Genomic DNA, 24,010 nt, shown 5'->3' with positions numbered 1-24,010 from the left:
TCCCTCACCTCTCCGCGTCGTCGTCGACCAGCATCGAGCCGACCTCGCGCCACCACCGTACGGCACGGGTGAGGCCGAGATGGGCCGGGCCCGAGCCGTGGTCGAGCAGGCGCGGCAGCGTCTCGGGGGCGCGCAGCGCGAGCGCGGTGACGGCGTGGGCGACGGTCTCGGACGCCGGCTCGGCGTGCTCGCGCACGACCCGCACGAGCGCGTTGGCCTGCACGGTGCCGAGCGGACGCGGGCTGCAGCGCAGCGCCGCCAGCGCCGCGACGGCCACCCGGGGACGACGCTCGGCCGCGGCGCGGTCGGCGACCACCGCGGGGTGCGCGGTGTGGCCGAGGGTGCGCAGCGCGTCCCAGGCCCGCTGGGCGACGAGGTCGCGGTCGTCGTCGGCGATGCTGAGCAGCGCGGTCTCGAGCGCCCGGCGGTACGGGCTGGCCGCGAGCAGGTGGCCCGCGGTGGTGCGCCGCGGCTCGTGCACGTGGCAGAGCAGCTCGTGGACGAGGTGCGTCAGCATCCGGTCCGACTCGCCGCCGGCGCTCAGGAAGGGCCGCTGCGCGCGCAGGCTGACGGCGCGGGCGAGCGCGCGTCCCAGCTTGGCCGGCAGCAGCTCGCCGTGCTCGCGGGCGAGCTCGGCGCGGGAGCGCACCAGCCGGTCGGGGACAGCCTGGACGACCGACTCGAAGGCGTCCGACGGCAGGTGCGCCGCGACGTCGAGCCCGTGCTGGACGCGCAGCGGGTGGTGGGCGTCGCCGATGTGCCGCACGCCGTGCCGCTCCAGGCTCGCGACGGTCGCGGCGTCGACGTGCCCGCGTGCGAGCTTCACCGCGGCGACGCCGAGGGTGTGGTCGCGGATCGCGGCGACGTCGGCGTCGAGCAGCCGCAGCATCAGGCCGTTGGCGGCGTCGACGTCGATCTCCTGCAGCAGGGCCAGCATCGGGGTCACGACCTGCACGTCGTTCCGCATGAGCCACTCGCCCAGCGCCCGCACCATCGGCGCCTGGCCGTGGGGGTGCTGGATGAGCAGCACCGCCGCCTCGTAGCGGCGCAGCTGGTCGAGTCCCGAGGTACGGGCGATCTCGCCGAGCAGGCGGGCGCACAGCACGCTCCACACCGCCCGCGGCAGGAAGACCGAGGTGAACCGGGTCAGGCCCAGGCCGAGACGCAGCCAGTCCCCGCCGGTGACCGGCTCGGCGGCGGTCAGCGCGCTCTCCAGCAGGGTCTCGACGTCGGGCCCGTCGGCGTCGGGCTCCTCCGGCGCCACCATGACGGCGGGCGGACCGGGGCGTCCGCTCGTGCGGTGCACCTCGCGCACCAGCGCCAGCAGGCCGGCGCTCGGCAGGCCGAGCACCGCCTCGTAGGCCAGGACGACCCGGGCCGGCACCGGGTGCTGCCCCGACTCCCAGCGGCTCATGCGGGTCAGGTCGGCGGGGATGCCGCGCTCGCGCAGGCTCGCCACGAAGGCGCTGCGGGTGGCGGGTGCGGCCACGTCGTCGCGGCGCTCGCCGAGCAGGCGGGTCGTGGCCAGCAGCCAGGCCACGCGGGGCCACGGGTCGAGCTCGGCGGCGTCGAAGGGGGTGGGGTCGAACGGCAGCCGCTGGGGCCGGCCGCGGCGCCGGGGCGCGTCCGCGCGGCCGTCGTCCGCCATGGGGGGAGGGGACGACGGCTCGGAGCGTGCGGCATCCGGCGCCATGGGGTCTCGCTTCTGGGGTGACAGGGGTCTCGCGCGCATCAGGCCACAGATCGAGCGGCTCGTGCGGATTTCGTGCAAGTAAAATCCGGCGCCGCACAAACGGTCTAGTCCAGGTTCTTTAAACCTAGGTTCGGCACTCATCTCAGGCGTCGCTCGACGCCGTCTCGGTCGCATTTCCCCCCGATGGGCGAAATGCCGCCGTCGCGCTCCCGGGGCCATCCCGGCGCGCATGCAACCGCCGGAAGGAACCTCTTTTCATGAACAGCAGCGGCATCTCCCGAGGCCTGGCGGCCACCGCCATCGCCTCCCTGGCGATCACGGGTCTCCCGTTCCTCGCCTCCACCGCCTCCGCGGCGACCCTCGCGCTGGGCAGCACCACCGGCGTCGAGCTGGTCAGCCCGCAGCCGGGCAGCACCGTCTCGACCCTGAACGACGGCACCGACTCCACCGTCCGCCTCACCGCCCGCGCCGGCTCGAGCGTCACCTCGGTGTCCTTCGAGTACTCGCTCAACGGCACCACCTGGACCCCCATCGGCACCGCGACCGCCGACGACGGCGCCTTCGCGTACGAGTGGGCCGTGCCCGCGAGCCTGATCGGCGCCGCCGGCCTCCAGGTGCGCGCGGTCGCCGGCGCCCAGACCGACGCCGCCGCCATCACCGCGAGCTCGACCGAGGCGAGCACCAACGTCACCGCCGGCTCGGCGCTGGGCGTCTTCCAGTCCCCGTACGCCGCCCCGAACGACCAGCAGAGCGTCGTCGTCTCCGGCACCGCGTCGTACGCCGGCAGCGTCGGCGTCACCTGGCTGCAGGGCACGGACACCTTCTCCGCGCCGACCGCCGTGCCCGCCGCGCCCGCCCCGGGCTCCAGCGTCAACGCGTGGAAGGCCGTCCTCGACATCACCGGCTACGCCTACGGCAACGGCGACCAGCTGCTCGTCCGCTCCGGCGCACTGGCGGCGACCGACGACACCGAGGCGTTCAGCCTGTACAAGCAGACCATCACCTCGGTCACCGCCGTCGCCGCCGACCCCAACGTCCCCTCGCCGGGCTCCTCGGCCGTCACCGTCACGGTCAAGGACCAGCGCGGCAACGCGATCGCCGGCGCCCGCGTGGGCGTCGTCGGCGCCAACGCCACGGAGTTCACGAACGCCGACGGCCAGGCCACCTTCACCCAGGCCGGCGGCTCCAGCCAGGCCTACTACGCCGACGCCACCAACAGCAACGGCTACGAGCCGGTGCTCGGCGACGTGAAGTCCTCCGACCTCACCGTCGGCCAGTACGCCGCGGCCCCGACCAGCCTCGTGGCGACCTCCACCGACGGCGCCGCCTTCGACGTCGACGAGTACGCCGCCGGCGACATCACCGTCCAGGTGAAGGACCAGAACGGCCGCAACTTCGACACCACCGGCCAGACCCTCCAGTACTACTGGGCGATCACCCCCTTCAACGGCGGCCCGGTGCAGTACGTGCCCGCCAAGGACGCCCAGGGCGGCACCGTCTACTCCGAGCAGGCCAGCGAGACCAACGGCCGGTTCACCGTCGCGCTGCCCAGCGGCCCGTCGGGCACCTACGAGCTCTTCGGCCGCCTCGGCGCCGACGGCCTCGGCAACAACGCGATCGCCGTCTCCCGCCTGCTCTCGGTGAAGGCCGGCCAGGCCGACCTCAGCCTCAAGCCCAAGCGCGCCCAGGCCGCGATCGGCGGCACCGCCACCGTCGTCGGCACCGTCGCCCTCGAGGACGGCACCGCGCTGGCCGGCCGGACGGTCGCGGTCGACTACGCGGGCGGCAACGCCGGCATCGTCCAGGCCACCGGCAACCCGGCGCCGACCCGCACCTACTCCACGGGCTTGGCCGGCACCTTCACCGTCGAGGTGAAGGACCCCGCCACCCCGGCGACGCCCGAGTCCGGCACGGTCACGGCCGACGCCGGCGCCCTCGGCGGCACCGAGACCGCCGACGTCGACTTCCTCGTGAGCCTGGCTCCCGCGCAGATCGACGTCGTCGGCAACTTCGGCTCGGCCAGCACCCCGGGCCTGACGAAGTCGTACACCGTCACGGTCTCCGCGGACAGCGACCCGACCCAGACCGGCGTCCAGCCGCAGCCGCTGGCCAACACCGAGGTCACCCTGACCCTCGACCACGGCTTCTTCACCGACGGCACCCCCGCGACCACCCCGGTGCGCGGCGCCGACGCCGGCAACCTGAAGAACCTGGGCACCTCGATCAAGGCCACGACCGACGAGAACGGCGAGGTCGTCGTCACGACCGCGATCGCCCGCGACGCCGGCTTCGACGACGACGGCCTGGTCGACGCGAAGATCACCGCGACGGCCGGCTCCGCCACCGGCTCGGCCACCGGCCAGTGGGACAGCTCGGACCCGCTCAACGGCGGCGACGTCAAGATCGCCTTCGCCCCGGCGCAGTTCCAGGAGTCGACCGCGCTGCCGCAGGTGCGTCAGGACCAGGAGGTCGCCTTCGACGTCAAGGTCACCGACCAGTTCGGCAACGTCGTCGGCGGCGAGTCCGTCGACCTCTCGGCCACCGGCGCCGGCCAGACGTTCCTCAACACCACCAACGTGACGTCCGACTTCGCGGACGACGCCGACGTCTACGCCTACCGCTCGACCGGCACCGGCGAGGTCACCGTCACCGGCACCTGGCAGGCCGACACCAGCACCTACGACGCCTCGACGCCCCCGGTCGCCGTGCCCGGCACGGAGACGCTGACCGGCAGCCGGTCGTACACCGTCTACGCCTTCACCATCGCCACCGCGATGGCCACGCTGGACGACGACGTCGACAGCCAGGCGCTGGTCGGCCAGGCCGTCACCGAGACGGTCCGGGTGCTCGACTCGGCCGGTCAGCCGATCGAGGGCGTGGACGTGTCGTTCCTGCGCCAGGGTCCCGGCACCGAGGGCACCGGCGACTCGAACTTCACCACGCGGACCAACGCCAAGGGCGAGGCCTACTACACCTTCATCGGCACCCGCGCCGGCACCGCCACCGTCAGCGCCGCGATCAGCGGCCCGACCGGCACCCGCACCCTGACCGACCAGGTGGTCGTGCGCGACGCGACCACCCCGCCGGCCGAGAAGACCCCGATCCGGGTCGTCCTGTCGGGCCCCGACAACGGGCCGTACTCCGACAAGCTGACCGTCGACACCACGGCCAAGGCCGCGGGCGCGACGATCAAGATCTACAAGATCACCTCGACCGGCAAGAAGGGCCCGCTCGTGGCCACCTCGAAGGTCGGCGTCGCGGGTCGCACGTTCATCCTGGTCAAGGACACGAACGGCAACAGCCGCTCCACCTACGTCGCCAGCGTCCTCTCCTCCGAGGACACCAAGCAGGGGACGTCCAACCGCAAGGCCGTCCGCTGACCGACGGCCCACCGGACGCGGTCCGGGACCGGTCCTCCGCCGCTGCTGGGATCGGCCCCGGATCGCTCGCACGACGATGAGCCGCGGGGGCGGGAATCACCACGATTCCCGCCTCCGCGGCTCGACGCATTCCGGCATTCCTCCCTTCGCCCGGCCGTGGTGCGGGCCTTTCTCCGCGGCATTGGCGGGGCCTGCGGGAAATCGGGCCCGAACGGGCGGGAACGGCGCATTCCGGGTGATTCCCGATCGAGTCGATCCACCACGGCGCGGTCCGGACGCGCGGGCCGATCGCACTAGCATCGCGGGCGTGTCGCACCCCGAGGATCCCGCCGGTCTGGTGGTCGGCGCCGCGCTGCTGCGCGGCGGCCGCGTGCTGGCGGCCCGCCGCGTCGGCCCGCCCGCGCTCGCCGGACGCTGGGAGCTGCCCGGCGGCAAGGTCGAGCCGGGGGAGGAGCCCGCGGCCGCGTTGAGGCGCGAGCTGCGCGAGGAGCTCGGCGTCGACGTCGAGGTCGAGGGCTGGCTGGCGACGCGCGTCGACCTCGGTGCCGGCCGGACGCTGCGCGTCGGCGTCGTCCGGGCGCGGGGATCCGCCGAGCCCGAGGCCGACGGGGTCTCCCACGACGCCCTGCGCTGGCTGGGCCCCGACGAGCTCAGCGGGCCGGACGCGCCGGCCTGGCTCGAGTCCGACACCGCGTTCCTGCCCGAGCTGCTCGTCCTGCTGCGCGCCGAGGCGGCCGGCTGGCGCCGCGCGGTGCTCTTCGAGGACGACGACGCCCGCGGCGTGGCCGAGCGCCTGCGGGCCGACGGCTACGAGGCGCTGCTCGAGCGCGAGCGGCTCGCCGGCGAGGACGACGACGAGGACCAGCCGTGGGCGGTCGTCACCGACGCGCCCGTCCTGCTGCTCGAGCTGCTCCTCGACGAGGTCGACGGCTGGCTGGTCGACGACGCCCCCGCGCCGGCGCCGCGTCCCGCCCTGCCGCTGCCCGACGCCCCGCGGCGGCTCAAGCGGCCGCCACTAGGCTGAGCCCATGCCGCCTGCCCAGCGCCTGCTCCTCGTCCACGCCCACCCCGACGACGAGGTCATCGGCCAGGGGGCCACGATGGCGAAGTACGCCGCGGAGGGTCGCGGCGTCACGCTGGTCACCTGCACCGCCGGCGAGCAGGGCGAGATCCTCGTGCCCGAGCTCGCCCACTTGGCGGCCGACCGCGAGGACCGTCTGGGCGAGCACCGCCGCGGCGAGATCGCCGACGCCATGAGGGCCCTCGGCGTCACCGACCACCGCTGGCTGGGCGGCTTCGGCCGCTTCCGCGACTCCGGCATGAAGTGGCACGAGGACGGCTACGCCGTGCCGGCCGACGACATCCACGACAACGCCTTCTGGCGCGCCGACCTCACCGTCGCCGCCGACCACCTCGTCGAGGTCATCCGCGAGGTGCGCCCGCAGGTGCTCGTCACCTACGACCAGTTCGGCGGCTACGGCCACCCCGACCACATCCAGGCGCACCGCGTCGCCATGTACGCGGTGCTGCTGGCCGCGGCCCCCTCGTACCGCCGCGACCTGGGCGAGGCGTGGGACGTCGCGAAGGTCTACTGGGGCGCGATGTCCGAGAGCCGCATGCGCGCGGGCCTGCGGATGCTGCGCGACGCCGGCGACCAGACCGCGTTCGAGGGCATGGACCCCGACGGCCCGCTGCCGCCGTTCGTCGTGCCCGACGCCGACCTCACCTGCGCCGTCGACGCCAGCGCCCACGTCGAGCAGAAGATGGACGCCCTGCGCGCCTACCCCACCCAGGTCGCCACCGACGGGCCGTTCTTCGCGCTGTCGAACAACGTCGGCGCCGCCGCGATGGGCGTCGAGGTCTACCGACTGGTCAAGGGCACGCCGGGTCCGGTCGGCGACGACGGCCTGGAGTCCGACCTCTTCGCGGGGCTCGTCGAGGCGTGAGCGATCCCGGCGCGCCGTCGGTCGGCGCCGTGCGCCGTCCCGGGCCGCTCCTCCGGGCCGCGGTCGCGGTGGGCTCGGTGCTCGGCGGCGCGCTCGGCGGTGCCGCGACGACGCTCGTCCACAGCCTGTGGTGGGGGATGGTGCTCGGGGTCGCCACCGCGGTGGCGACGCTCGCGGCGCTGCCGCCCCGGCTCTCGGCGCGGCTGGCGTTCGCGCTGGCCTGGGCGGCGACGGTCTACCTGCTGGCCCAGGCGCGTCCCGAGGGCGACTACCTGGTCGGCCAGGACGTGCTCGGCTACGCGCTGCTCGCGATCGCGATGGTGCTCGCCCTCGGGTCCGCGGTCACGCTGGAGCGGCCGCGTCGCGCCGTCGGCGCCGACCCCGCCGAGGCCGATCCGGCTCCGCCCGCTCCGTAGGATCGCCCGCATGCAGTCGATGCGACGCGAGCGCAGCGGGGCCTCGGCGGTCGTCGCGATCGTGGTGGTCCTGGTCCTCCTCGTCGGCGGCGGGTACGCCGCGGCCCACGCCCTCGCGGGCGACCGGCTGCCGCGCGACACCCGCATCGCGGGGATCGGCGTCGGCGGCCTCGCGCCCGACGAGGCCCGTGCCCGGCTCCAGGACGGCCTGGCCGCGCGGGTCGCCACGCCGCTCGCGGTGCGCGTCGACGGTCGTCAGCGCGAGGTCGACCCCGCCGACGCCGGCCTGAGCGTCGACTACGCGGCCTCCGTCGCCGCCGCCCAGCGGCCGACGGGCTGGTCGCCGCGGAGCCTGTGGAGCCACTTCACCGACCGTCAGCGCCTCGATCCCGTCGTGCGGGTCGACGCCGCGCGCATGCGCTCGTTCCTCGACGGGCTGTCCGAGCGCGACGGGGAGGAGCCGCGCGACGCCCAGGTGCGGTTCACGGCCACCGGCGTCGAGACCACCGCGCCGCGTCCGGGGCGCGCGATCGACGTCGAGGCCGCCCGCAACGCCCTCGAGGCCGCGTTCCTCGCCGATCCGCCCGCGCCGATCGACCTCAGCGCCACCGTCACCGACCCCGACATCGACGCCGCCGACCTCCAGCGCGCGCTCGACGAGTTCGCGAACCCCGCCATGTCGGCCGCGATCACGCTGCGCCTGGGGCGCACCGACGTCGAGCTGCGGCCCAGCCAGTACGCCTCGGTGCTGTCGATGGAGCCGAGCGACGGCGTGCTGGTGCCGCGGGTCGACGCCGCGGCCCTCGCCGCCCTCGTCGCGCCGCGCCTGGGCGCTGCCGAGAAGCCGGTCGACGCCACGGTGGTGCTCGTCGACGGCCGTCCGCAGGTGCGCCCCGCCCGGGTCGGCGTCCGGTACCGCTCCGCCGACCTGCAGCGCGCGTTCCTCGACGCCCTCACCCGGCCGTCCGGACGCCGCGAGGTGACCGTGCGCGCCACGACCGCCCAGCCGAAGATCACCACGAAGCAGGCGACGGACTGGCGGATCCGGGAGAAGGTCTCCTCGTTCACGACCTACTTCCCGTACGCGGAGTACCGCAACGTCAACATCGGCCGCGCGGCCGAGCTGATCGACGGCATCGTGCTGCCGCCCGGCCGCACCTTCTCGCTCAACGGCATCGTCGGCGAGCGGACGGTCGAGAACGGCTTCACCAAGGGCTTCATCATCAGCGACGGCATCTTCAAGGAGGACCTCGGCGGCGGCGTCTCCCAGGTGGCCACCACCACCTTCAACGCGATGTTCTTCGCCGGCCTGCAGGACGTCGAGCACAAGGCGCACTCGCTCTACATCGACCGCTACCCGGTGGGCCGCGAGGCGACCGTCGCCTGGGGCTCGGTCGACCTGCGCTTCCGCAACGACACCCGCTACGGCGTGCTCGTCGACACCCGGGTGGTGCCCTCGACGCCGTCCTCCCGCGGCTCGATCACCGTGACGATGTGGTCGACGAAGGTCTGGGACGTCTCCTCGAGCACCGGCCCGCGCTACGACGTCACGCAGCCGTCGGTGCGGCGCATCGCCACCGCCGACTGCGTGCCGAACGCGGGCGCGCCGGGCTTCAGCGTCGACGTCACCCGCACCTTCCGGCGTCCGGGCAGCAGCGAGGTGGTGCGCACCCAGCGGTTCCGCACCACCTACATCGCCGCCGACCGCGTCATCTGCACGGGCGCGGGCGGCTGAGGCCCGCGCGTCAGTCGACGTGCAGGTGGGCGGTGACGCCCTCGCGCACCGTGCCCGCGGCGTCGGTGACGCGCAGCCGCACCTCCTGGACGCCCGGGGTCAACGGGGTCCACGGGTGCTCCCACTCGACCCACACGCCCGGCAGGTTCGGGCCGGTGAGCGACGCCTCGTCCCAGGTGGCGCCGGCGTCGAGGCTCACCTCGACGTAGCGCAGCGTGCCCTCGCCGGCGCGGGCCTGACCGCGCAGCACCGTCGTCCGGCCCGCGCACGCCTCGCACCCGTCCACGAGCAGGACGCGGGGGGCGGTGACGACGGCAGCGGTGACGGACATGACGAAACCGTAGTGAGCCGATCGGCTTCATCGGCATGTGCGTCCCGCATGCTGGATCGCGATCCCCGAATGTGAGATCAAACCGGAGTGCGCGGCGCGCGGGCGGTCAGGACCGCGGCGTCAGGTACCGGTAGCGGTGGTGGTCGACGAAGCCGAGGCCGGCGTAGAGCCGCCGCGCGACCTCGTTGCCCTCCTGCACCTGCAGGTACGCGGTGGTCGCGCCCTGCTCGGCGCCCCACTCCAGCAGCGCGGCCACGACCGCCATCCCCAGCCCCCGGCCCCGGGCGGGCTCGGCCACCGAGACCCCGCCGATGCCCAGCCAGTCGCGATCGACCACGCCGTTGCCCACGGCGTCGTCGCCGACCCGCACGACCGTCAGGCCGTCGACTGGCTCGATCCGCGCCGGGGGCAGGTCGGACGGCGCCGCGCGCGCGGCCCGCGCCACGGACGCCAGCGCGAGCACGGCGTCCGTGCCGGGACGGTGCTCGACCCAGCCCAGCCCTCGCAGCAGCTCCTCCTCGACGGCGTCGACCTCGACGGCCGCCAGCGGAGGCAGGTCGCGCTCGCGGTAGAACGCGGCCAGCTCCTCGACGAGGGCCGGATCGACGTCGCCCGACGGGCCGAACGCCAGCGCGGAGTTGGCCCGGCGCGACGTCGACGCGGGGTCGTGACGCAGCGTCCACGGGCCCAGAGGGGTGGTCCGCAGCCGCGGGAAGAGCGCTCCGGCGCGCTCCTGGGCCTCCCGGGCGCCCACCCGGAGCCGGGTCGAGGGCCGTGGCGGCACCGGCTTGCCGGAGACGATCTCGCCGAGCGGGATGCGCACGGGCTCGCCCTGCTCGGGGGCGATGACGCAGTAGCGCTCGGCGTCGTCCCAGGTCAGGCAGGTGCCGAGGACGTCGGTGAGGGCCGGGCCGCCGGTGGGGCCGCGTCCCCTCAGGCGACGGCGCACGACCACGCGCTGTCCGACGACGTGGGCACCAAGCAGGTGCTTGCCCACGGGGTGGGGTTCCCGCTCATCGACCACGCTCGGATACTAGGCTGACCGCCGAGCATCCGATCGCGCGCGCCAGCGCCGTCCCGAGGAGGAACCCGGTGACCTACGTCATCTCCCAGCCGTGCGTCGACGTCAAGGACCGCGCGTGCGTCGACGAGTGCCCCGTCGACTGCATCTACGAGGGCAAGCGGATGCTCTACATCCACCCCGACGAGTGCGTCGACTGCGGCGCCTGCGAGCCCGTCTGCCCGGTCGAGGCGATCTTCTACGAGGACGACGTCCCGGCCGAGAGCAAGGACTACTACGAGGCCAACGTCCACTTCTTCGACGACCTCGGCTCGCCGGGCGGCGCCGCCAAGATGGGCGAGATCGACCACGACCACGCCTTCGTGGCCGCGCTCCCGCCGCAGAACCAGGACCACTGACCCGCATGGCCTCGCCGGCGCCGGTCTCCGGCCGGCTGCCGGACTTCCCCTGGGACCGCCTCACGTCCTACGCCGCCAAGGCCCGGGCGCACGCCGACGGCCTCGTCGACCTCTCGGTCGGCACGCCCGTCGACGCCACGCCCGAGATCGTCCAGCAGGCGCTGCGCGATGCGGCGGACAACCCCGGCTACCCCACGACGATCGGCCTGCCGCGCACGCGGCAGGCCGTCGTCGACTGGCTGGCCCGCCGTCACGGCGTCGTCGGCCTCGGGCTCGAGCACGTCCTCCCCGTGGTCGGCTCGAAGGAGCTCATCGCCTCGCTGCCGCTGCACCTCGGCCTCGGCGCGGGCGACCTGATCGGCTACCCGGCGCTCGCCTACCCCACCTACGAGGTCGGGGCGGCGCTCGTCGGCGCCCGGGCGGTGGCCACCGACGACCTCGCCGCGTTCGGCGAGGAGGCCCCGGCGCTGCTGTGGCTCAACTCCCCGGGCAACCCCTCGGGCCGCGTGCTGCCGCCCGAGCGCCTGCGCGAGGTGGTCGCGTGGTGCCGCGAGCGCGGCACCCTGCTGGTCTCCGACGAGTGCTACCTCGAGTGCGCCTGGGAGGCCGAGCCCGTCTCCGTGCTGCACCCGGACGTCTGCGGCGGCTCGTCCGAGGGCATCCTGGCCGTCCACTCGCTCTCCAAGCGGTCCAACCTGGCCGGCTACCGCTGCGCGTTCGTCGTCGGCGACGAGCGGGTGGTGACCGAGCTGCTGGCGGTGCGCAAGAACCTCGGCCTGCAGCTGCCCGGCCCCCAGCAGGTCGCGATGGCCGTCGCGCTCGACGACGACGCCCACGTCGCCGAGCAGCACGCCCGCTACGCCGCCCGACGCGCCCGGCTGCGTGCCGGGCTGGAGGCCGCCGGCTTCCGGGTCGATCACTCCGAGGCGTCCCTCTACCTGTGGGCCACCCGTGACGAGGACTGCTGGACCACCGTCGCCGCCCTGGCCGAGCTCGGCATCCTGGTGGCGCCCGGCGCCTTCTACGGCACTGCGGGCGCCCAGCACGTGCGGGTGGCCTTCACCGCGACCGACGAGCGCGTCGAGGCCGCCGTCGCCCGCCTCGCCTGACGGCCGACCCGACCGGCCTGAGCCAGGCCGAGCCGGCCCGAGCCAGCAGCGGTTCGGCTCAGGCGAAGACGTCGACGTGCACGTGGTCGCGGTGCTCGAGGATCGCGCGGTCGCCCGAGCGCGAGGCCGGGCTGTAGGGACGCCAGCCCTGCCCCGAGCGGCGCGCGGTCCAGATCATCCCGTCGTAGATGACGGTGGCGATCTGCAGGCGCGAGGCCTGGGCGACGAGGAACTGCGCGACCGCCCAGCCGTCGACCCGGCGTGCGGGGGTGATCGGCCGGAAGAACACGTCGACGGCGCGTCCGTCGTAGTGCGCCGAGCCGGGCATGTGGCCGGTGCGCACGCCGCCCGGGGCGAAGCCGCCGAGCGACTGGCGGCCGAAGACGTCCTCGAGCTCGGTGCGCACCCGCGCCGCGCGCGGCGTCAGGCCGCTGCGATCCAGGTCGCCCGACGCGGCGTCGGCCGAGGGCTCCACGGTGCAGGTGAGCGCGTGGGGGGAGAACCCGGTGAGCGCGGAGGCCAGCACGCGGGCGTCGTCCTCGTGGTCGGCGTAGGCGTCCGGGAAGCCCGAGCGCTGCACGGCCTGGGCCGCCTGGGTGATCTCCAGGCTGCGGTAGTCGGGCACCTTCTCCAGCGCGTCGTAGAAGGCGTTGGCCGCGTACACCGGGTCGCGGATCTCCTCCGGCGTGCCCCAGCCCTGGCTCGGACGCTGCTGGAAGAGGCCCAGGGAGTCGCGGTCGCCTCCGGCGAGGTTGCGGATCTTCGACTCCTGGTACGCCGTGGCCAGGGCGATCGAGACCGCGCGCGCCGGCAGCCCCCGTCGGACGCCGACGGCCGCGATCACCGAGGCGTTCTCCGCCTGCTCCAGGCTCAGGGAGACGCTGCGGCCGTCGACGGTGGCGACGCACCCGCGCAGTCCGAGGTACGGCTTGACCAGCCGGTCGACGCCGAGCGCGACCGCGCCGATCACGCCGATCGCGAGCGCGAGGGTGACCGCGAGGGTGCGGCGCAGGCCGGTGCCGCGACGGGCGACCGTGCGGGGTGCACGGCGGCCCCTCGCAGTCGACATGAGGTGAGCCTAACCAGCCGACCGGCGCGATCCGAGCGGACGGGACGGGCTCTCGTCGACCTCTCGCCGGCCTCTCAGGCAGACCTCAGGCCGGGCCCCGGCTCAGTTGGCGTGCAGGTCGGCGTTGAGCGCGATGCCCTGGCCCTTCCACGGCACCGCCTCGACCGCGCCGGTCTGGGAGTTGCGCCGGAAGAGCACGTTGCTCGCGCCGGCGAGCTCCAGCGCCTTGACCACCCGCGACCCGCCGCCGGCCTCCTCGAACAGCGACACCTTGGTGCCCGCGGTGACGTAGCAGCCGGCCTCGACGACGCAGTCGTCGCCCAGCGGGATGCCCAGGCCCGAGTTGGCCCCGAGCAGGCAGCGCTCGCCGAGCGAGATCACCTGCGTGCCGCCGCCGGAGAGGGTGCCCATGATCGAGGCGCCGCCGCCGACGTCCGACCCGTCGCCGACCACCACGCCCGCGGAGATGCGGCCCTCGACCATCGAGGCGCCCAGCGTGCCGGCGTTGAAGTTCACGAAGCCCTCGTGCATCACCGTCGTGCCCTCGGCGAGGTGGGCGCCGAGACGCACGCGGTCGGCGTCGGCGATGCGCACGCCCGAGGGGACGACGTAGTCGACCAGGCGCGGGAACTTGTCGACGCCGAACACGGTGACGTGCTGGCCGTGGGCCCGCAGCCGGGCGCGGGTGAGCTCGAAGCCCTGCACGGCGCACGGGCCCGCGGAGGTCCACACGACGTTGGCCAGCAGCCCGAACACGCCGTCGAGGCTCAGGCCGTGCGGCCGGACGAGACGGTGCGAGAGGAGGTGGAGGCGCAGCCACACGTCCGCGGTGTCGACCGGGGCCGCGTCGAGGTCGGCGATCTCGACCAGCCGCACCTCGCGCCGCACCCGGCGCGCGTGGTCGCTGCCCGCGAGGTCGGCGAGCTCGGCCGGCGCCTCGGCGTCGTCGGGTCGCGCGCCGAGGGCCGGCGTCGGGAACCAGACGTCGAGCACGGCGCCGTCGGTGGTCACGGTGGCGAGGCCGTAGCCCCAGGCGGAGGTCGTCACGGGCATCCACTCTAGGGAGCGGCGGCTGCTGGCCGACGCGCCCGTCCACGCACTCGCGCAGCAGGTCGGCGTGGCCGCAGTGACGGGCGTGCTCCTCACGTGCACCGCGACGTCGCGGACCTCGATCAGGTCGCCGCGCACGTCGATCGGCGCGTCGAGATGATTCGACCCCGCCGCCGCCCCGCCCGTACGCTGGCGTCACAGGCGTCCGAGCCGTCATCAGCGGCGAGCCTCCGGAAGAACAGCGGGTCCGCCCGCCCAGTAGACCCGGACGGGTCCGGCCCGTCACAGCCGTCAACGAAGCGGCCCCGAGCGCGGGGCAAGCAGGGTGGTACCGCGGTCCGCGAGGGTCGTCCCTGGTCAGAGCAGACTCCCGTCGACGACCAGATCAGGACCCGCGATGACCTACCCGAAGGTGACCACCGACGGCCACGGCGCCGTCCCCGCCAGCCCGCGCTTCCCCGAGATCGAGGAGCGGGTGCTCGCCTACTGGGCGGCCGACGGCACCTTCCAGGCCTCCATCGACCAGCGTGACGCCGGGCCCGACGGCTCCGGCGAGTTCGTCTTCTACGACGGACCGCCCTTCGCCAACGGCCTGCCGCACTACGGCCACCTGCTCACCGGCTACGTCAAGGACCTCATCCCGCGCTACCAGACCATGCGCGGCAAGCGGGTCGAGCGGCGCTTCGGCTGGGACACCCACGGCCTGCCCGCCGAGCTCGAGGCGATGCGGCTCAACGGCATCAAGACCACCGACGAGATCGTCGAGATGGGCATCGACCGGTTCAACGACGCCTGCCGCGAGTCGGTCATGACGTACACCGGCGAGTGGCGCGACTACGTCACCCGGCAGGCCCGCTGGGTCGACTTCGAGAACGACTACCGCACGATGAACCCCGACTACATGGAGTCGGTCATCTGGGCGTTCAAGTCGCTCTACGACAAGGGCCTGATCTACGAGGGCTTCCGCGTGCTGCCCTACTGCTGGAACGACGAGACGCCGCTGTCGAACCACGAGCTGCGCATGGACGACGACGTCTACCAGCGGCGTCAGGACCCCGCCGTCACCGTCGGCTACCGCCTCGACGAGCGCGGCGACGACCCCGTGCTCGACGGCGCCCACGTGCTGATCTGGACCACCACGCCCTGGACGCTGCCCAGCAACCTCGCGGTGATGGTCGGCTCCGAGATCGACTACGTCGTGGTCGAGGGCCCGGTGCCGGGCGTCGAGGGCGCCACCGCCCGCTACCTGCTCGCCGAGGCCCGGCTGCCCGCGTACAAGCGCGAGCTCTTCCCGGACGCCGAGGAGCCCGCCGTCCTCGGCCGCTACCGCGGCGCCGACCTGCTCGGCCGCACCTACGCCCCGCCGTTCGCCTACTACGCCGGCCACGCGAACGCCTTCCGCGTCGTCGCCGCCGACGACGCCGTCACCACCACCGACGGCACCGGCGTCGTCCACACCGCCGGCGCGTTCGGCGAGGTCGACAAGGAGGTCACCGACCGCGAGGGCATCGAGGCGGTCATGCCGGTCGGCAAGGACGGCCGGTTCACCGCGCCCGTCGCCGAGTACGCCGGCATGCAGGTCTTCGACGCCAACCCGCAGGTCATCGAGCACCTCAAGGCCGCCACCCGCGGCGAGACCGGCGAGGCGGCTGGCGCCGTCACGCCCGGCACGATCCTGCTGCGCCGCGAGACCTACGACCACTCCTACCCGCACTGCTGGCGCTGCCGCGAGCCCCTCATCTACAAGGGCGTCTCGTCGTGGTTCGTCGAGGTCACCGCGATCAAGCAGCGGATGCTCGAGCTCAACCGCGAGATCCGCTGGGTGCCCGAGCACATCCAGGACGGCCAGTTCGGCCGGTGGCTGGAGAACGCCCGCGACTGGTCGATCACCCGCAACCGGTTCTGGGGCTCCCCGGTGCCGGTGTGGCGCAGCGACGACCCCGCGTACCCGCGCCTGGACGTCTACGGCTCCTTCGAGGAGCTCGAGCGCGACTTCGGCCGGCTGCCCCGCAACGCCGACGGCGAGCGCGACCTGCACCGGCCGTGGATCGACGAGCTGACCCGTCCGAACCCCGACGACCCGCGTCCCGAGGGCGAGCGCTCGACCATGCGCCGCGTCGCCGACGTGCTCGACGTGTGGTTCGACTCCGGCTCGATGTCGTACGCGCAGGTGCACTACCCGTTCGAGAACGCCGACTGGTTCGACGGCACCGCCGCCGCGAAGGGCCACTTCCCGGGCGACTTCATCGTCGAGTACATCGGGCAGACGCGCGGCTGGTTCTACACGCTGCACATCCTGGCCACCGCGCTGTTCGACAAGCCGGCGTTCCAGAGCTGCGTCAGCCACGGCATCGTGCTGGGCTCGGACGGCAACAAGATGAGCAAGTCGCTGCGCAACTACCCCGACGTGCGCGAGGTCTTCGACCGCGACGGCGCCGACGCGATGCGCTGGTTCCTCATGTCCAGCCCGATCCTGCGCGGCGGCAACCTGATCGTCACCGAGCAGGGCATCCGCGACTCCGTGCGCCAGGTGCTCATCCCGCTGTGGAACAGCTGGTACTTCCTGCAGCTCTACGCCAACGCGTCGGGCCACGACGCGCGGCTGGACGCCGTCGACTCCCCGCACGTGCTCGACCGGTACCTGCTGGCCAAGACCCGCGACCTGGTCGCCGAGGTCACCGCGGCGCTCGACGACTACGCCGTGGCCGAGGCGTGCGAGACTGTCCGCGGCTTCCTCGACGTGCTCACCAACTGGTACATCCGCCGCAGCCGCGAGCGGTTCTGGTCCGACGACGCCGCGGTCTCCGGGCCGGCGTTCGACACCCTCGCCACGGTGCTGGAGACCGTGTGCCGGGTCGCGGCGCCGCTGCTGCCGCTGGTCGGCGAGGAGATCTGGCGCGGCCTCACCGGCGGCCGCTCGGTGCACCTGGCCGACTGGCCCGCCGTCGAGGCCCTGCCGGCCGACGACGCGCTGGTGGCGGCCATGGACCAGGTGCGCGAGATCTGCTCGGCGACCTCGGCCCTGCGCAAGGCTCGCTCGCTGCGCACCCGGCTGCCGCTGTCGTCCCTCACCGTCGTCGTGCCCGACCCGGACGCGCTCGCGGGCCTGCCCGGCCTGGTCGACATCGTGGCCGAGGAGGTCAACGTCCGCTCCGTGCGGCTGCTGGCGGCCGACTCCGCCGAGGCCGGCGCCTACGGCGTCTCCCAGCGGCTCACCGTCAACGCCCGTGCCGCCGGACCCCGGCTGGGCAAGGACGTCCAGGTGGCGATCCGGGCGTCGAAGTCCGGCGACTGGTCGGTCGACGCCGACGGCGTCGTCACCGCCGGCGGTCTCGCGCTGGCCGAGGGGGAGTACGCGCTGGAGACCGTGGCCGGATCCGCGGACGACTCGGTCGCGATCGGCATGCTGGCCGGCGGCTTCGTGGTGCTCGACTGCGTCGTCACCCCCGAGCTCGCCGCCGAGGGTCTCGCGCGCGACGTCGTCCGGGCGGTGCAGCAGGCGCGCAAGGACGCCGGCCTCGAGGTCTCCGACCGGATCGCGCTCACCCTCGGTGTGCGGCCGGGGGAGGACGCCGTCCGCGCCGCCCTCGACGCCCACCGCGACCTGATCGCCGCCGAGACCCTGGCCACGTCGTCGACGGTGGTCGAGGACCCCGCCGCCGACCTGGCGGTGGGCGACGGCCAGGCGGTGTCGGTGGGCGTGGCGCGGGCCTGAGGGGCCCGGGGACGCGCCGACGACAGTTTCGGCGGCCAGCCGCCGAACCTGTCGGTGGGCGTTCGAAGCTGTGAACTCCCACCGATGGTTCCGGCGGCCGACCGCTGGACCTTCAGCGGTCAGCCGCTGAACCTGTCGCCATGGGCGGTCTGGTGCCGCACGGAACCGGCACCTGGCCGATGAAGCTCCACCGTGCAGGCGCCAGTTTCATCGGTCAGCCGATGAAACTGGATGCCTCATCCCACCAGTGCCGCCGGCGCCACGCCGAGGCGGGCGGCGAGCTTGTCGAGGTGGGCCTCGGCGGCGTCGGGGGCGGCGTCGGGGACGCCCCAGATGAGCTCGGTGACGCCGAGCTCGGCCCAGCGCTGGAGGTCGGCGGGGTCGGGGCGGAAGGTGATGAGCACGCGGACGTCCGGGACGCCCTCGCGGCCGTGCTCGCGCCAGGCGGCGTGGAGCCGCTCGATGCTGCCGGTGATGTCCTGCTGGGTGGGGGTGGTCATCCAGCCGTCGGCGTGACGGGCGATCCAGGCGAAGGTCTTCGGGCCGCCGCCGGCGCCGATGATCAGCGGGATGTGCGCCTGGGCGGGCTTCGGGTAGGCCCAGGAGGGTCCGAAGGACACGAACTCGCCGGCGTAGGCGGCCTCCTCCTGGGTCCACAGGGCCCGCATGGCCTCGACGTACTCCCGCAGCACCGTGCGGCGGCGCTCGGCGGGCACGTGGTGGTCGGCGAGCTCGTCGGTGTTCCAGCCGAACCCCGCGCCGAGCGCGACCCGCCCGCCGGAGAGGTGGTCGAGGGAGGCGATGGTCTTGGCCAGGGTGATCGGGTCGGACTCCACCGGGAGCGCCACGGCGGTCGAGAGCCCGATCCGGGTGGTCACCGCCGCGGCGGTGGCCAGCGCGACCCACGGGTCCAGCGTCCGCAGGTACCGGTCGTCGGGCAGCGTCTCGTCGCCGGTGCCGGGGTGCGCGGCCGTGCGTCGCACGGGGATGTGGGTGTGCTCCGGCACGTAGAAGGTGGCGAACCCGCGCTCCTCCGCGGCGCGTGCGGCGGCGGCGGGGGTGATGCCGCGGTCGGAGGTGAAGAGCACGATGCCGTGGCGCATGGGCGGAGACTACGGCACGATGAGAACGTGTTCTAGATCCGTGGTCTGATTGACTGAGCCCGTGCATCCGACCGCCAGCGACGCCCCCGCGGCGGTCCTCGACCTCGGCGCCGACGTCGTCACGATCGCCCGCCGACTGGTCGACATCCCGTCCGAGAGCCGGCACGAGCAGGTGATCGCCGACGCCGTCGAGCACGCGCTGCGCGATCTGCCGCACCTCGACGTCGTCCGGCACGGCCACACGATCGTCGCGCGCACGGCGCTCGGCCGCGAGGAGCGCGTCGTGCTGGCCGGCCACCTCGACACCGTGCCGGCGAACGACAACCTGCCGGCCCGGCTCGAGGACGGCGTCCTCCACGGCCTGGGCGCGTGCGACATGAAGGGCGGCGACGCGGTCGTCCTGCGGCTCGCCCACGAGGTCGGACGCGGCGAGCTGACGCCGACCCGCGACCTCACGTTCGTCCTGTACGAGGCCGAGGAGATCGACGCCGAGTCCAACGGCCTGTACCGGCTCAGCCGCGAGCACCCGGAGCTGCTGGAGGCCGACTTCGCCATCCTGATGGAGCCGAGCAACGCCGGCGTCGAGGCCGGCTGCCAGGGGACGCTGCGGGTCGAGGTGTCGACCTCGGGCGTGCGCGCCCACTCCGCGCGCAGCTGGCGCGGCGTCAACGCCATCCACGCCGCCGTCGAGGTGCTGCAGCGGCTGGCCGCCTACGTGCCGCGTCAGCCGGTCGTCGACGGCCTGCGCTACCACGAGGGCCTCAACGCCGTGGGCATCCGCGGCGGCGTCGCGGGCAACGTCGTCCCCGACTCCTGCGTGGTCACCGTCAACCACCGCTTCGCCCCCGACCGCAGCGAGGCCGAGGCGCTGGCCCACGTCCGCGAGGTCTTCGCCGGGCTCGACGTCGTGGTCACGGACTCCGCGCCCGGCGCGCGCCCCGGTCTCGACCGGCCCGCGGCCCGCGACTTCGTCGCCACCGTCGGGGCCGAGCCGCAGCCCAAGTTCGGCTGGACCGACGTCGCCCGGTTCACCGCGCTCGGCGTCCCGGCCGTCAACTACGGCCCCGGCGACCCCCTGCTGGCGCACACGCAGGGCGAGCGCGTCGCGGTCGAGGAGATCGAGCGCTGCCACCGGGTGCTGCGGGAGTGGCTGGCCCGATGAGCGCCCCCCTCGACCCCGCGCAGCACGCGGAGGGTCCCCTGGTGCAGCGCCGCGGGCGCACCCGGACGGACGCCTCGACGACCGACCAGCGCCTCCTCGACCAGGGCCGCCTCGACCCGCACACCGACCTGTGGCGCGTGATGCGCATCCAGGCGGAGTTCGTCGAGGGCTTCGGCGCCCTCGCGGAGCTGGGCGAGGCGATCGGCGTCTTCGGCTCCGCGCGCACCCCCGTCGACGCGCCGGCCTACGCCCAGGGCGTCGCCCTCGGACGCCGGCTGGCCGAGGAGGGCTTCGCGGTCATCACCGGCGGCGGCCCCGGCGCGATGGAGGCCGCGAACCGCGGGGCCAGCGAGGCCGGCGGCGTCAGCGTCGGGCTCGGCATCGAGCTCCCCTTCGAGGCCGGGTTGAACGACTGGGTCGACCTCGGCATCAACTTCCGCTACTTCTTCGCGCGCAAGACGATGTTCGTCAAGTACGCCCGCGGCTTCGTCGTCCTGCCCGGCGGCCTCGGCACCCTCGACGAGCTCTTCGAGGCCCTGACGCTGGTGCAGACCCGCAAGGTGACGCGGTTCCCGATCGTCCTGCTCGGCACCGCGTACTGGGGCGGGCTGCTCGACTGGCTGCGCGCCACCGCGCTGGCGGCCGGCACGATCAGCGCCGCCGACCTCGACATGATGGTGGTCACCGACGACGTCGAGGAGGCCGTCGCCGCGATGCTCGCCTCCCGCGACGTCCCCCGCGACCGTTCCGGGAGGGACGCATGACCTGGTTCCTGGCCATCCTCGTGGTGCTCGTCATGGGCGGCGTCGCGGCGGTCGCCGCGGGCCGCGGCGCGCCGATGGAGGACGACCTCGGCGACCGTCCCGACACCCTGCTGCCCGCGGACGGCCCGCTGCGCGCCGACGACCTGCGCGGGGTCCGCTTCTCCCTGGCGTTCCGCGGCTACCGGATGAGCGAGGTCGACGCCCTGCTCGACCGGCTCGCCGCCGAGCGCGAGGCCGCGCCCGATCTCCAGCCCGAGCCCGAGCCCGAGCCCGAGCGCGACGCCCGGAGCCAGGAGTCCCGGGAGGAGGCGTGACCCCGATCGAGGCCGTGGTCGGCGCGCTGACCGGGCTCGGCCTGGTCGTCGTCGTGCTGACGCGCGTGCGGCTGCGCGCTGCGACCCCGACCGTCGGAGCCGGCCTCCTCGCGCTGCACACCGGCGCGGGCCTGGCGGCGTCGGTGCTGTGGAGCGCGTTCCTCCTGGCCGGCCCGGACACCCTGCTCGGCGGGCCCGGCGCCGGCGTCCTCGCCCTCGGCGGCTGGTGGGTCGCCTCGCTGGCCGGCCTGGCCGTCCTGATGCGCTGGCTCCCGAGCAAGGGACGCCACGCGCACAGCGGCGCCGCCGACGCCTGGACGCGCGGCCCCTGGCTCTCGGTGCTGGCCCACGTCGGCCTCCTGCTGGCCACGGTGCTGTTCACCTGGGTCTACCTTCGCGGCACGGTCTGATCCGGCCCCGCCCTCCGGGTGGGGGGCGGTGGCCCGGGGCACCGGGGCGATGGGGGATAATGGGCGCTCACTGCACGCACGACTGGGGAAGAGGTGCCGCATGGCGGCGATGAAGCCGCGGACCGGCGACGGTCCGCTGGAGGTCACCAAGGAGGGCCGCGGCATCGTGATGCGCGTCCCGCTCGAGGGCGGTGGCCGCCTGGTGGTCGAGCTCAACGCCGAGGAGGCCGGTGCGCTCGGCGATGCCCTCAAGGCAGTCGTCGGCTGACGCCGACCCCCTCTCGATGGTGACGACGACGTCGACCCCCCGCCCGGACCTGCCCACGCAGGTCTCGCCGCCCGCACTGCTCCTCAGCGAGGACGCCGTGTCGGCGATCGAGGGGGTCGACGTCGTCGTCGTCCCGGTGCTCGCGCCGGATCGTCCCGACGCCGGCGCTGACGCCGTCGGGGCCTCCGAGCCCGCCGGTCACGCCGACCCTGCCGCGCCCGCCACGGGCGACGCCACCACCGCGACCGGACCGCTGCTCGGTCCGGGCGCCGCCGAGCTGGCCGAGCTGCTCGACCTCGACCTGCTGGCGCTGCTCGAGCTCGAGCGGCACACCGGACGCGTCGGCGAGGTCGTCCGCGTGCCCGTGCTCGAGGGCACGACCGCGGCCCCCGGGCTGCGGCAGGTCCTGCTCCTGGGCGTCGGCGACGTCTCGCCCACGTCCCTGCGCCGTGCCGGAGCCACCCTGGCCCGCGCCGTGGCGCGTCGCTCGGTCTCGGCGCCGGGCGAGGCCCCGGCCGAGGAGGTGCCGGGTCGACGCGTCGCCACCTCGATCGCCGCCCTCGCCGACGACGCCGGGCTCGAGGCGTTCGCCGTCGGCGTCGTGCTCGGGTCGTACGGCTTCCACTGGCGCTCCTCGGGCCCGGCCGCGCGACCGGCCGCCGAGGTCGTGCTCGCCGGCTGCGGCCCCGAGCGCGCCCCCGCGCTGGCCCGGGCCGTCGCGATCGGCGCCGCCGGATGGCGGGCGCGGATGCTCGCCACCGTCCCCTCGAACCTCAAGAGCCCGGCCTGGCTGGCCGAGCAGGCGATCGCGCTGGCCGACGAGGTCGGCCTCGAGCACCGCGTGTGGGACGAGCAGCAGCTGGCCGCCGAGGGCTTCGGCGGCCTCCTCGGCGTCGGCCAGGGCTCCGCCACGCCGCCGCGGCTGATCCGTCTCGACTACACCCCCGAGGCCTCCGGCCGACGCGGACGCCGTGCGGCGGCGTCCGCCCCCACGGTCGTCCTGGTCGGCAAGGGCATCACCTTCGACTCCGGCGGCCTGTCGATCAAGCCGGCCGAGGCCATGGCCACGATGAAGCGCGACATGTCGGGTGCTGGCGTCGTGCTGGCCACCATGGCCGCGCTGCGCGACGTCGGGTGCCCGGTGCGCGTCGTGGGCCTGCTGTGCTGCGCCGAGAACGCCGTGTCGGGCTCCTCGATGCGCCCCGGCGACGTCGTCCGGCACTACGGCGGGCGCACCAGCGAGGTCACGAACACCGACGCCGAGGGCCGGCTGGTGCTGGCCGACGGGCTCGCCTACGCCGTCGCCGAGATCGGCCCCGCCGCGCTCGTCGACGTCGCCACCCTCACCGGCGCGGTCAAGGTCGCGCTGGGCCAGCGCACCGGCGGGCTCTTCGCCTCCGACGACGCCCTGGCCGACGCCCTGCGCGCCTCCGGCGAGTCGGCCGGCGAGCCGCTGTGGCGGCTGCCGCTGCTGTCGGCCTACGAGGACCGCCTGGCCTCGCCGGTGGCCGACGCCGACAACGCGGCCGGCGGTCCCGGTGCGATCACTGCGGCGCTGTTCCTCCAGCACTTCACCGGCGGACTGCCGTGGGCGCACCTCGACCTCGCCTCGGTCGGCGACTCCCCGTCGGAGTCCTACGAGTGGAGCGCCGGGCCGTCGGGCTTCGGCGCCCGCCTCCTGCTCTCCTGGCTGGGCTCGGCCGACCCGCTCGCGGGCGTCGGCGCGCGGTGAGCCGGTCCGTCCGGCCGCTGCTCGGGCTCACCGTCCGCTGGTCGCTGGTCGACACCGCCGACGACGTCGTCGACGAGCTCGCCACCCATGTGGCCGGACCCGAGCACGACCGCCACACCGGGCAGGCCGGCCTGCGGTTCGCGCAGTGGCGCGCCGTGCGCGGGGCGTGGTTCGAGTGCGTGCTGCTCTTCGCCGACGAGGCGAGCCGGCAGCGTCACCAGGAGGCGCTGGAGGTCGGTGGCGCGGGCACCGCGCTGTCGCGGGTCGTCGGTGCGCCGCCGGCGCTCGTCGAGCCGTGCGAGGTGCTCGGGCTCGCGGAGGGCTGGGACGGCTTCGCGACGCCGGCCGCCGAGCTCGACTGACCGGCGCGGCGCCGGTTCAGGGCCGGCCGGAG

At 74.6% G+C, this 24,010-nt stretch carries 21 protein-coding genes; 15 read left to right on the top strand and 6 right to left on the bottom strand.

The window, feature by feature from the left end; all coding sequences use genetic code 11:
• Window positions 1–4: 4 nt before the first annotated feature.
• Window positions 5–1,648 (bottom strand): hypothetical protein, encoded by a 1,644-nt coding sequence (locus K8Z61_RS11365; RefSeq protein WP_224129581.1) that lies wholly within the window; start codon window positions 1,646–1,648, stop codon window positions 5–7.
• Between the two features lie 302 nt (window positions 1,649–1,950).
• On the opposite strand from K8Z61_RS11365, the gene K8Z61_RS11360 reads away from it, so the two are divergent.
• The 5 genes from K8Z61_RS11360 to K8Z61_RS11340 all read left to right on the top strand — a co-directional run bounded on the left by K8Z61_RS11360 (window position 1,951) and on the right by K8Z61_RS11340 (window position 9,170).
• Window positions 1,951–5,073 (top strand): Ig-like domain-containing protein, encoded by a 3,123-nt coding sequence (locus tag K8Z61_RS11360; RefSeq protein ID WP_224129578.1) that lies wholly within the window; start codon window positions 1,951–1,953, stop codon window positions 5,071–5,073.
• A 307-nt stretch (window positions 5,074–5,380) separates the two neighbouring features.
• Window positions 5,381–6,097: an NUDIX domain-containing protein gene (locus tag K8Z61_RS11355; RefSeq protein WP_308116774.1), complete on the top strand. Its 717-nt coding sequence runs from the start codon at window positions 5,381–5,383 to the stop codon at window positions 6,095–6,097.
• A gap of 4 nt (window positions 6,098–6,101) precedes the next feature.
• On the top strand, window positions 6,102–7,019 hold the full coding sequence (gene mshB, locus K8Z61_RS11350; protein WP_224129577.1) for an N-acetyl-1-D-myo-inositol-2-amino-2-deoxy-alpha-D-glucopyranoside deacetylase: 918 nt from the start codon (window positions 6,102–6,104) through the stop codon (window positions 7,017–7,019).
• Window positions 7,016–7,435 carry a hypothetical protein gene (locus K8Z61_RS11345; protein WP_224129575.1) on the top strand — a complete coding sequence of 140 codons (420 nt, stop codon included), beginning with the start codon at window positions 7,016–7,018 and terminating at the stop codon, window positions 7,433–7,435. Before mshB ends, K8Z61_RS11345 begins: the two co-directional genes overlap by 4 nt.
• Window positions 7,436–7,445: 10 nt before the next feature.
• Window positions 7,446–9,170: a VanW family protein gene (locus K8Z61_RS11340; protein ID WP_224129573.1), complete on the top strand. Its 1,725-nt coding sequence runs from the start codon at window positions 7,446–7,448 to the stop codon at window positions 9,168–9,170.
• Between the two features lie 10 nt (window positions 9,171–9,180).
• Here K8Z61_RS11340 and K8Z61_RS11335 read toward each other — a convergent pair whose 3' ends face one another.
• Together K8Z61_RS11335 and K8Z61_RS19315 are read right to left on the bottom strand one after the other, a co-directional pair.
• The gene (locus K8Z61_RS11335; RefSeq protein WP_224129572.1) at window positions 9,181–9,501 is read right to left on the bottom strand and encodes a hypothetical protein; all 321 of its coding nucleotides are present in this window, start codon (window positions 9,499–9,501) and stop codon (window positions 9,181–9,183) included.
• 106 nt (window positions 9,502–9,607) lie between these two features.
• Window positions 9,608–10,525, bottom strand: coding sequence for a GNAT family N-acetyltransferase (locus K8Z61_RS19315; protein WP_224129570.1), 918 nt, complete (start codon window positions 10,523–10,525; stop codon window positions 9,608–9,610).
• A 68-nt stretch (window positions 10,526–10,593) separates the two neighbouring features.
• Here K8Z61_RS19315 and fdxA point away from each other — a divergent pair, with 68 nt between their 5' ends.
• Together fdxA and dapC are read left to right on the top strand one after the other, a co-directional pair.
• Entirely contained in the window at window positions 10,594–10,920 is a 327-nt protein-coding gene (gene fdxA, locus K8Z61_RS11325) for a ferredoxin (RefSeq protein WP_224129568.1), read from the top strand.
• A gap of 5 nt (window positions 10,921–10,925) precedes the next feature.
• A complete protein-coding gene (gene dapC, locus K8Z61_RS11320) occupies window positions 10,926–12,029 on the top strand; it encodes a succinyldiaminopimelate transaminase (protein ID WP_224129566.1) in 1,104 nt (367 codons plus the stop codon).
• A gap of 58 nt (window positions 12,030–12,087) precedes the next feature.
• Here the strand turns inward: dapC and K8Z61_RS11315 are convergent, their stop codons facing one another.
• Both K8Z61_RS11315 and dapD read right to left on the bottom strand, forming a co-directional pair.
• The gene (locus K8Z61_RS11315) at window positions 12,088–13,098 is read right to left on the bottom strand and encodes a hypothetical protein (protein ID WP_224129564.1); all 1,011 of its coding nucleotides are present in this window, start codon (window positions 13,096–13,098) and stop codon (window positions 12,088–12,090) included.
• A gap of 102 nt (window positions 13,099–13,200) precedes the next feature.
• Window positions 13,201–14,151, bottom strand: coding sequence for a 2,3,4,5-tetrahydropyridine-2,6-dicarboxylate N-succinyltransferase (dapD, locus tag K8Z61_RS11310; protein WP_224129562.1), 951 nt, complete (start codon window positions 14,149–14,151; stop codon window positions 13,201–13,203).
• A gap of 394 nt (window positions 14,152–14,545) precedes the next feature.
• Here dapD and ileS point away from each other — a divergent pair, with 394 nt between their 5' ends.
• Complete coding sequence (gene ileS, locus K8Z61_RS11305) at window positions 14,546–17,863, top strand: isoleucine--tRNA ligase (RefSeq protein WP_224129560.1); 3,318 nt, start codon at window positions 14,546–14,548, stop codon at window positions 17,861–17,863.
• A gap of 236 nt (window positions 17,864–18,099) precedes the next feature.
• Here ileS and K8Z61_RS11300 read toward each other — a convergent pair whose 3' ends face one another.
• Window positions 18,100–18,966, bottom strand: a complete 867-nt coding sequence (locus tag K8Z61_RS11300) for a TIGR03619 family F420-dependent LLM class oxidoreductase (RefSeq protein ID WP_224129558.1) — start codon at window positions 18,964–18,966, stop codon at window positions 18,100–18,102.
• Between the two features lie 61 nt (window positions 18,967–19,027).
• On the opposite strand from K8Z61_RS11300, the gene dapE reads away from it, so the two are divergent.
• The 7 genes from dapE to K8Z61_RS11265 all read left to right on the top strand — a co-directional run bounded on the left by dapE (window position 19,028) and on the right by K8Z61_RS11265 (window position 23,978).
• Complete coding sequence (gene dapE / locus K8Z61_RS11295) at window positions 19,028–20,128, top strand: succinyl-diaminopimelate desuccinylase (protein ID WP_224129556.1); 1,101 nt, start codon at window positions 19,028–19,030, stop codon at window positions 20,126–20,128.
• Window positions 20,125–20,892 carry a TIGR00730 family Rossman fold protein gene (locus K8Z61_RS11290; RefSeq protein WP_224129553.1) on the top strand — a complete coding sequence of 256 codons (768 nt, stop codon included), beginning with the start codon at window positions 20,125–20,127 and terminating at the stop codon, window positions 20,890–20,892. The genes dapE and K8Z61_RS11290 overlap by 4 nt, the downstream gene beginning before the upstream one ends.
• Complete coding sequence (locus K8Z61_RS11285) at window positions 20,889–21,206, top strand: DivIVA domain-containing protein (RefSeq protein ID WP_224129552.1); 318 nt, start codon at window positions 20,889–20,891, stop codon at window positions 21,204–21,206. The genes K8Z61_RS11290 and K8Z61_RS11285 overlap by 4 nt, the downstream gene beginning before the upstream one ends.
• Complete coding sequence (locus tag K8Z61_RS11280; protein ID WP_224129550.1) at window positions 21,203–21,616, top strand: hypothetical protein; 414 nt, start codon at window positions 21,203–21,205, stop codon at window positions 21,614–21,616. The genes K8Z61_RS11285 and K8Z61_RS11280 overlap by 4 nt, the downstream gene beginning before the upstream one ends.
• A 100-nt stretch (window positions 21,617–21,716) precedes the next feature.
• Entirely contained in the window at window positions 21,717–21,884 is a 168-nt protein-coding gene (locus tag K8Z61_RS11275; protein WP_166191440.1) for a DUF3117 domain-containing protein, read from the top strand.
• A 16-nt stretch (window positions 21,885–21,900) separates the two neighbouring features.
• Window positions 21,901–23,616: a M17 family metallopeptidase gene (locus K8Z61_RS11270; RefSeq protein WP_224129548.1), complete on the top strand. Its 1,716-nt coding sequence runs from the start codon at window positions 21,901–21,903 to the stop codon at window positions 23,614–23,616.
• Window positions 23,613–23,978, top strand: coding sequence for a hypothetical protein (locus K8Z61_RS11265; RefSeq protein WP_224129546.1), 366 nt, complete (start codon window positions 23,613–23,615; stop codon window positions 23,976–23,978). Before K8Z61_RS11270 ends, K8Z61_RS11265 begins: the two co-directional genes overlap by 4 nt.
• The last annotated feature ends 32 nt before the right edge of the window (window positions 23,979–24,010 follow it).

The sequence above is a fragment of the Nocardioides sp. TRM66260-LWL genome, assembly GCF_020075545.1.
GTDB lineage: Bacteria > Actinomycetota > Actinomycetes > Propionibacteriales > Nocardioidaceae > Nocardioides.
Note: the sequence above shows the minus strand (reverse complement) of the source record. Positions and strands in the feature narration are given on the sequence as shown.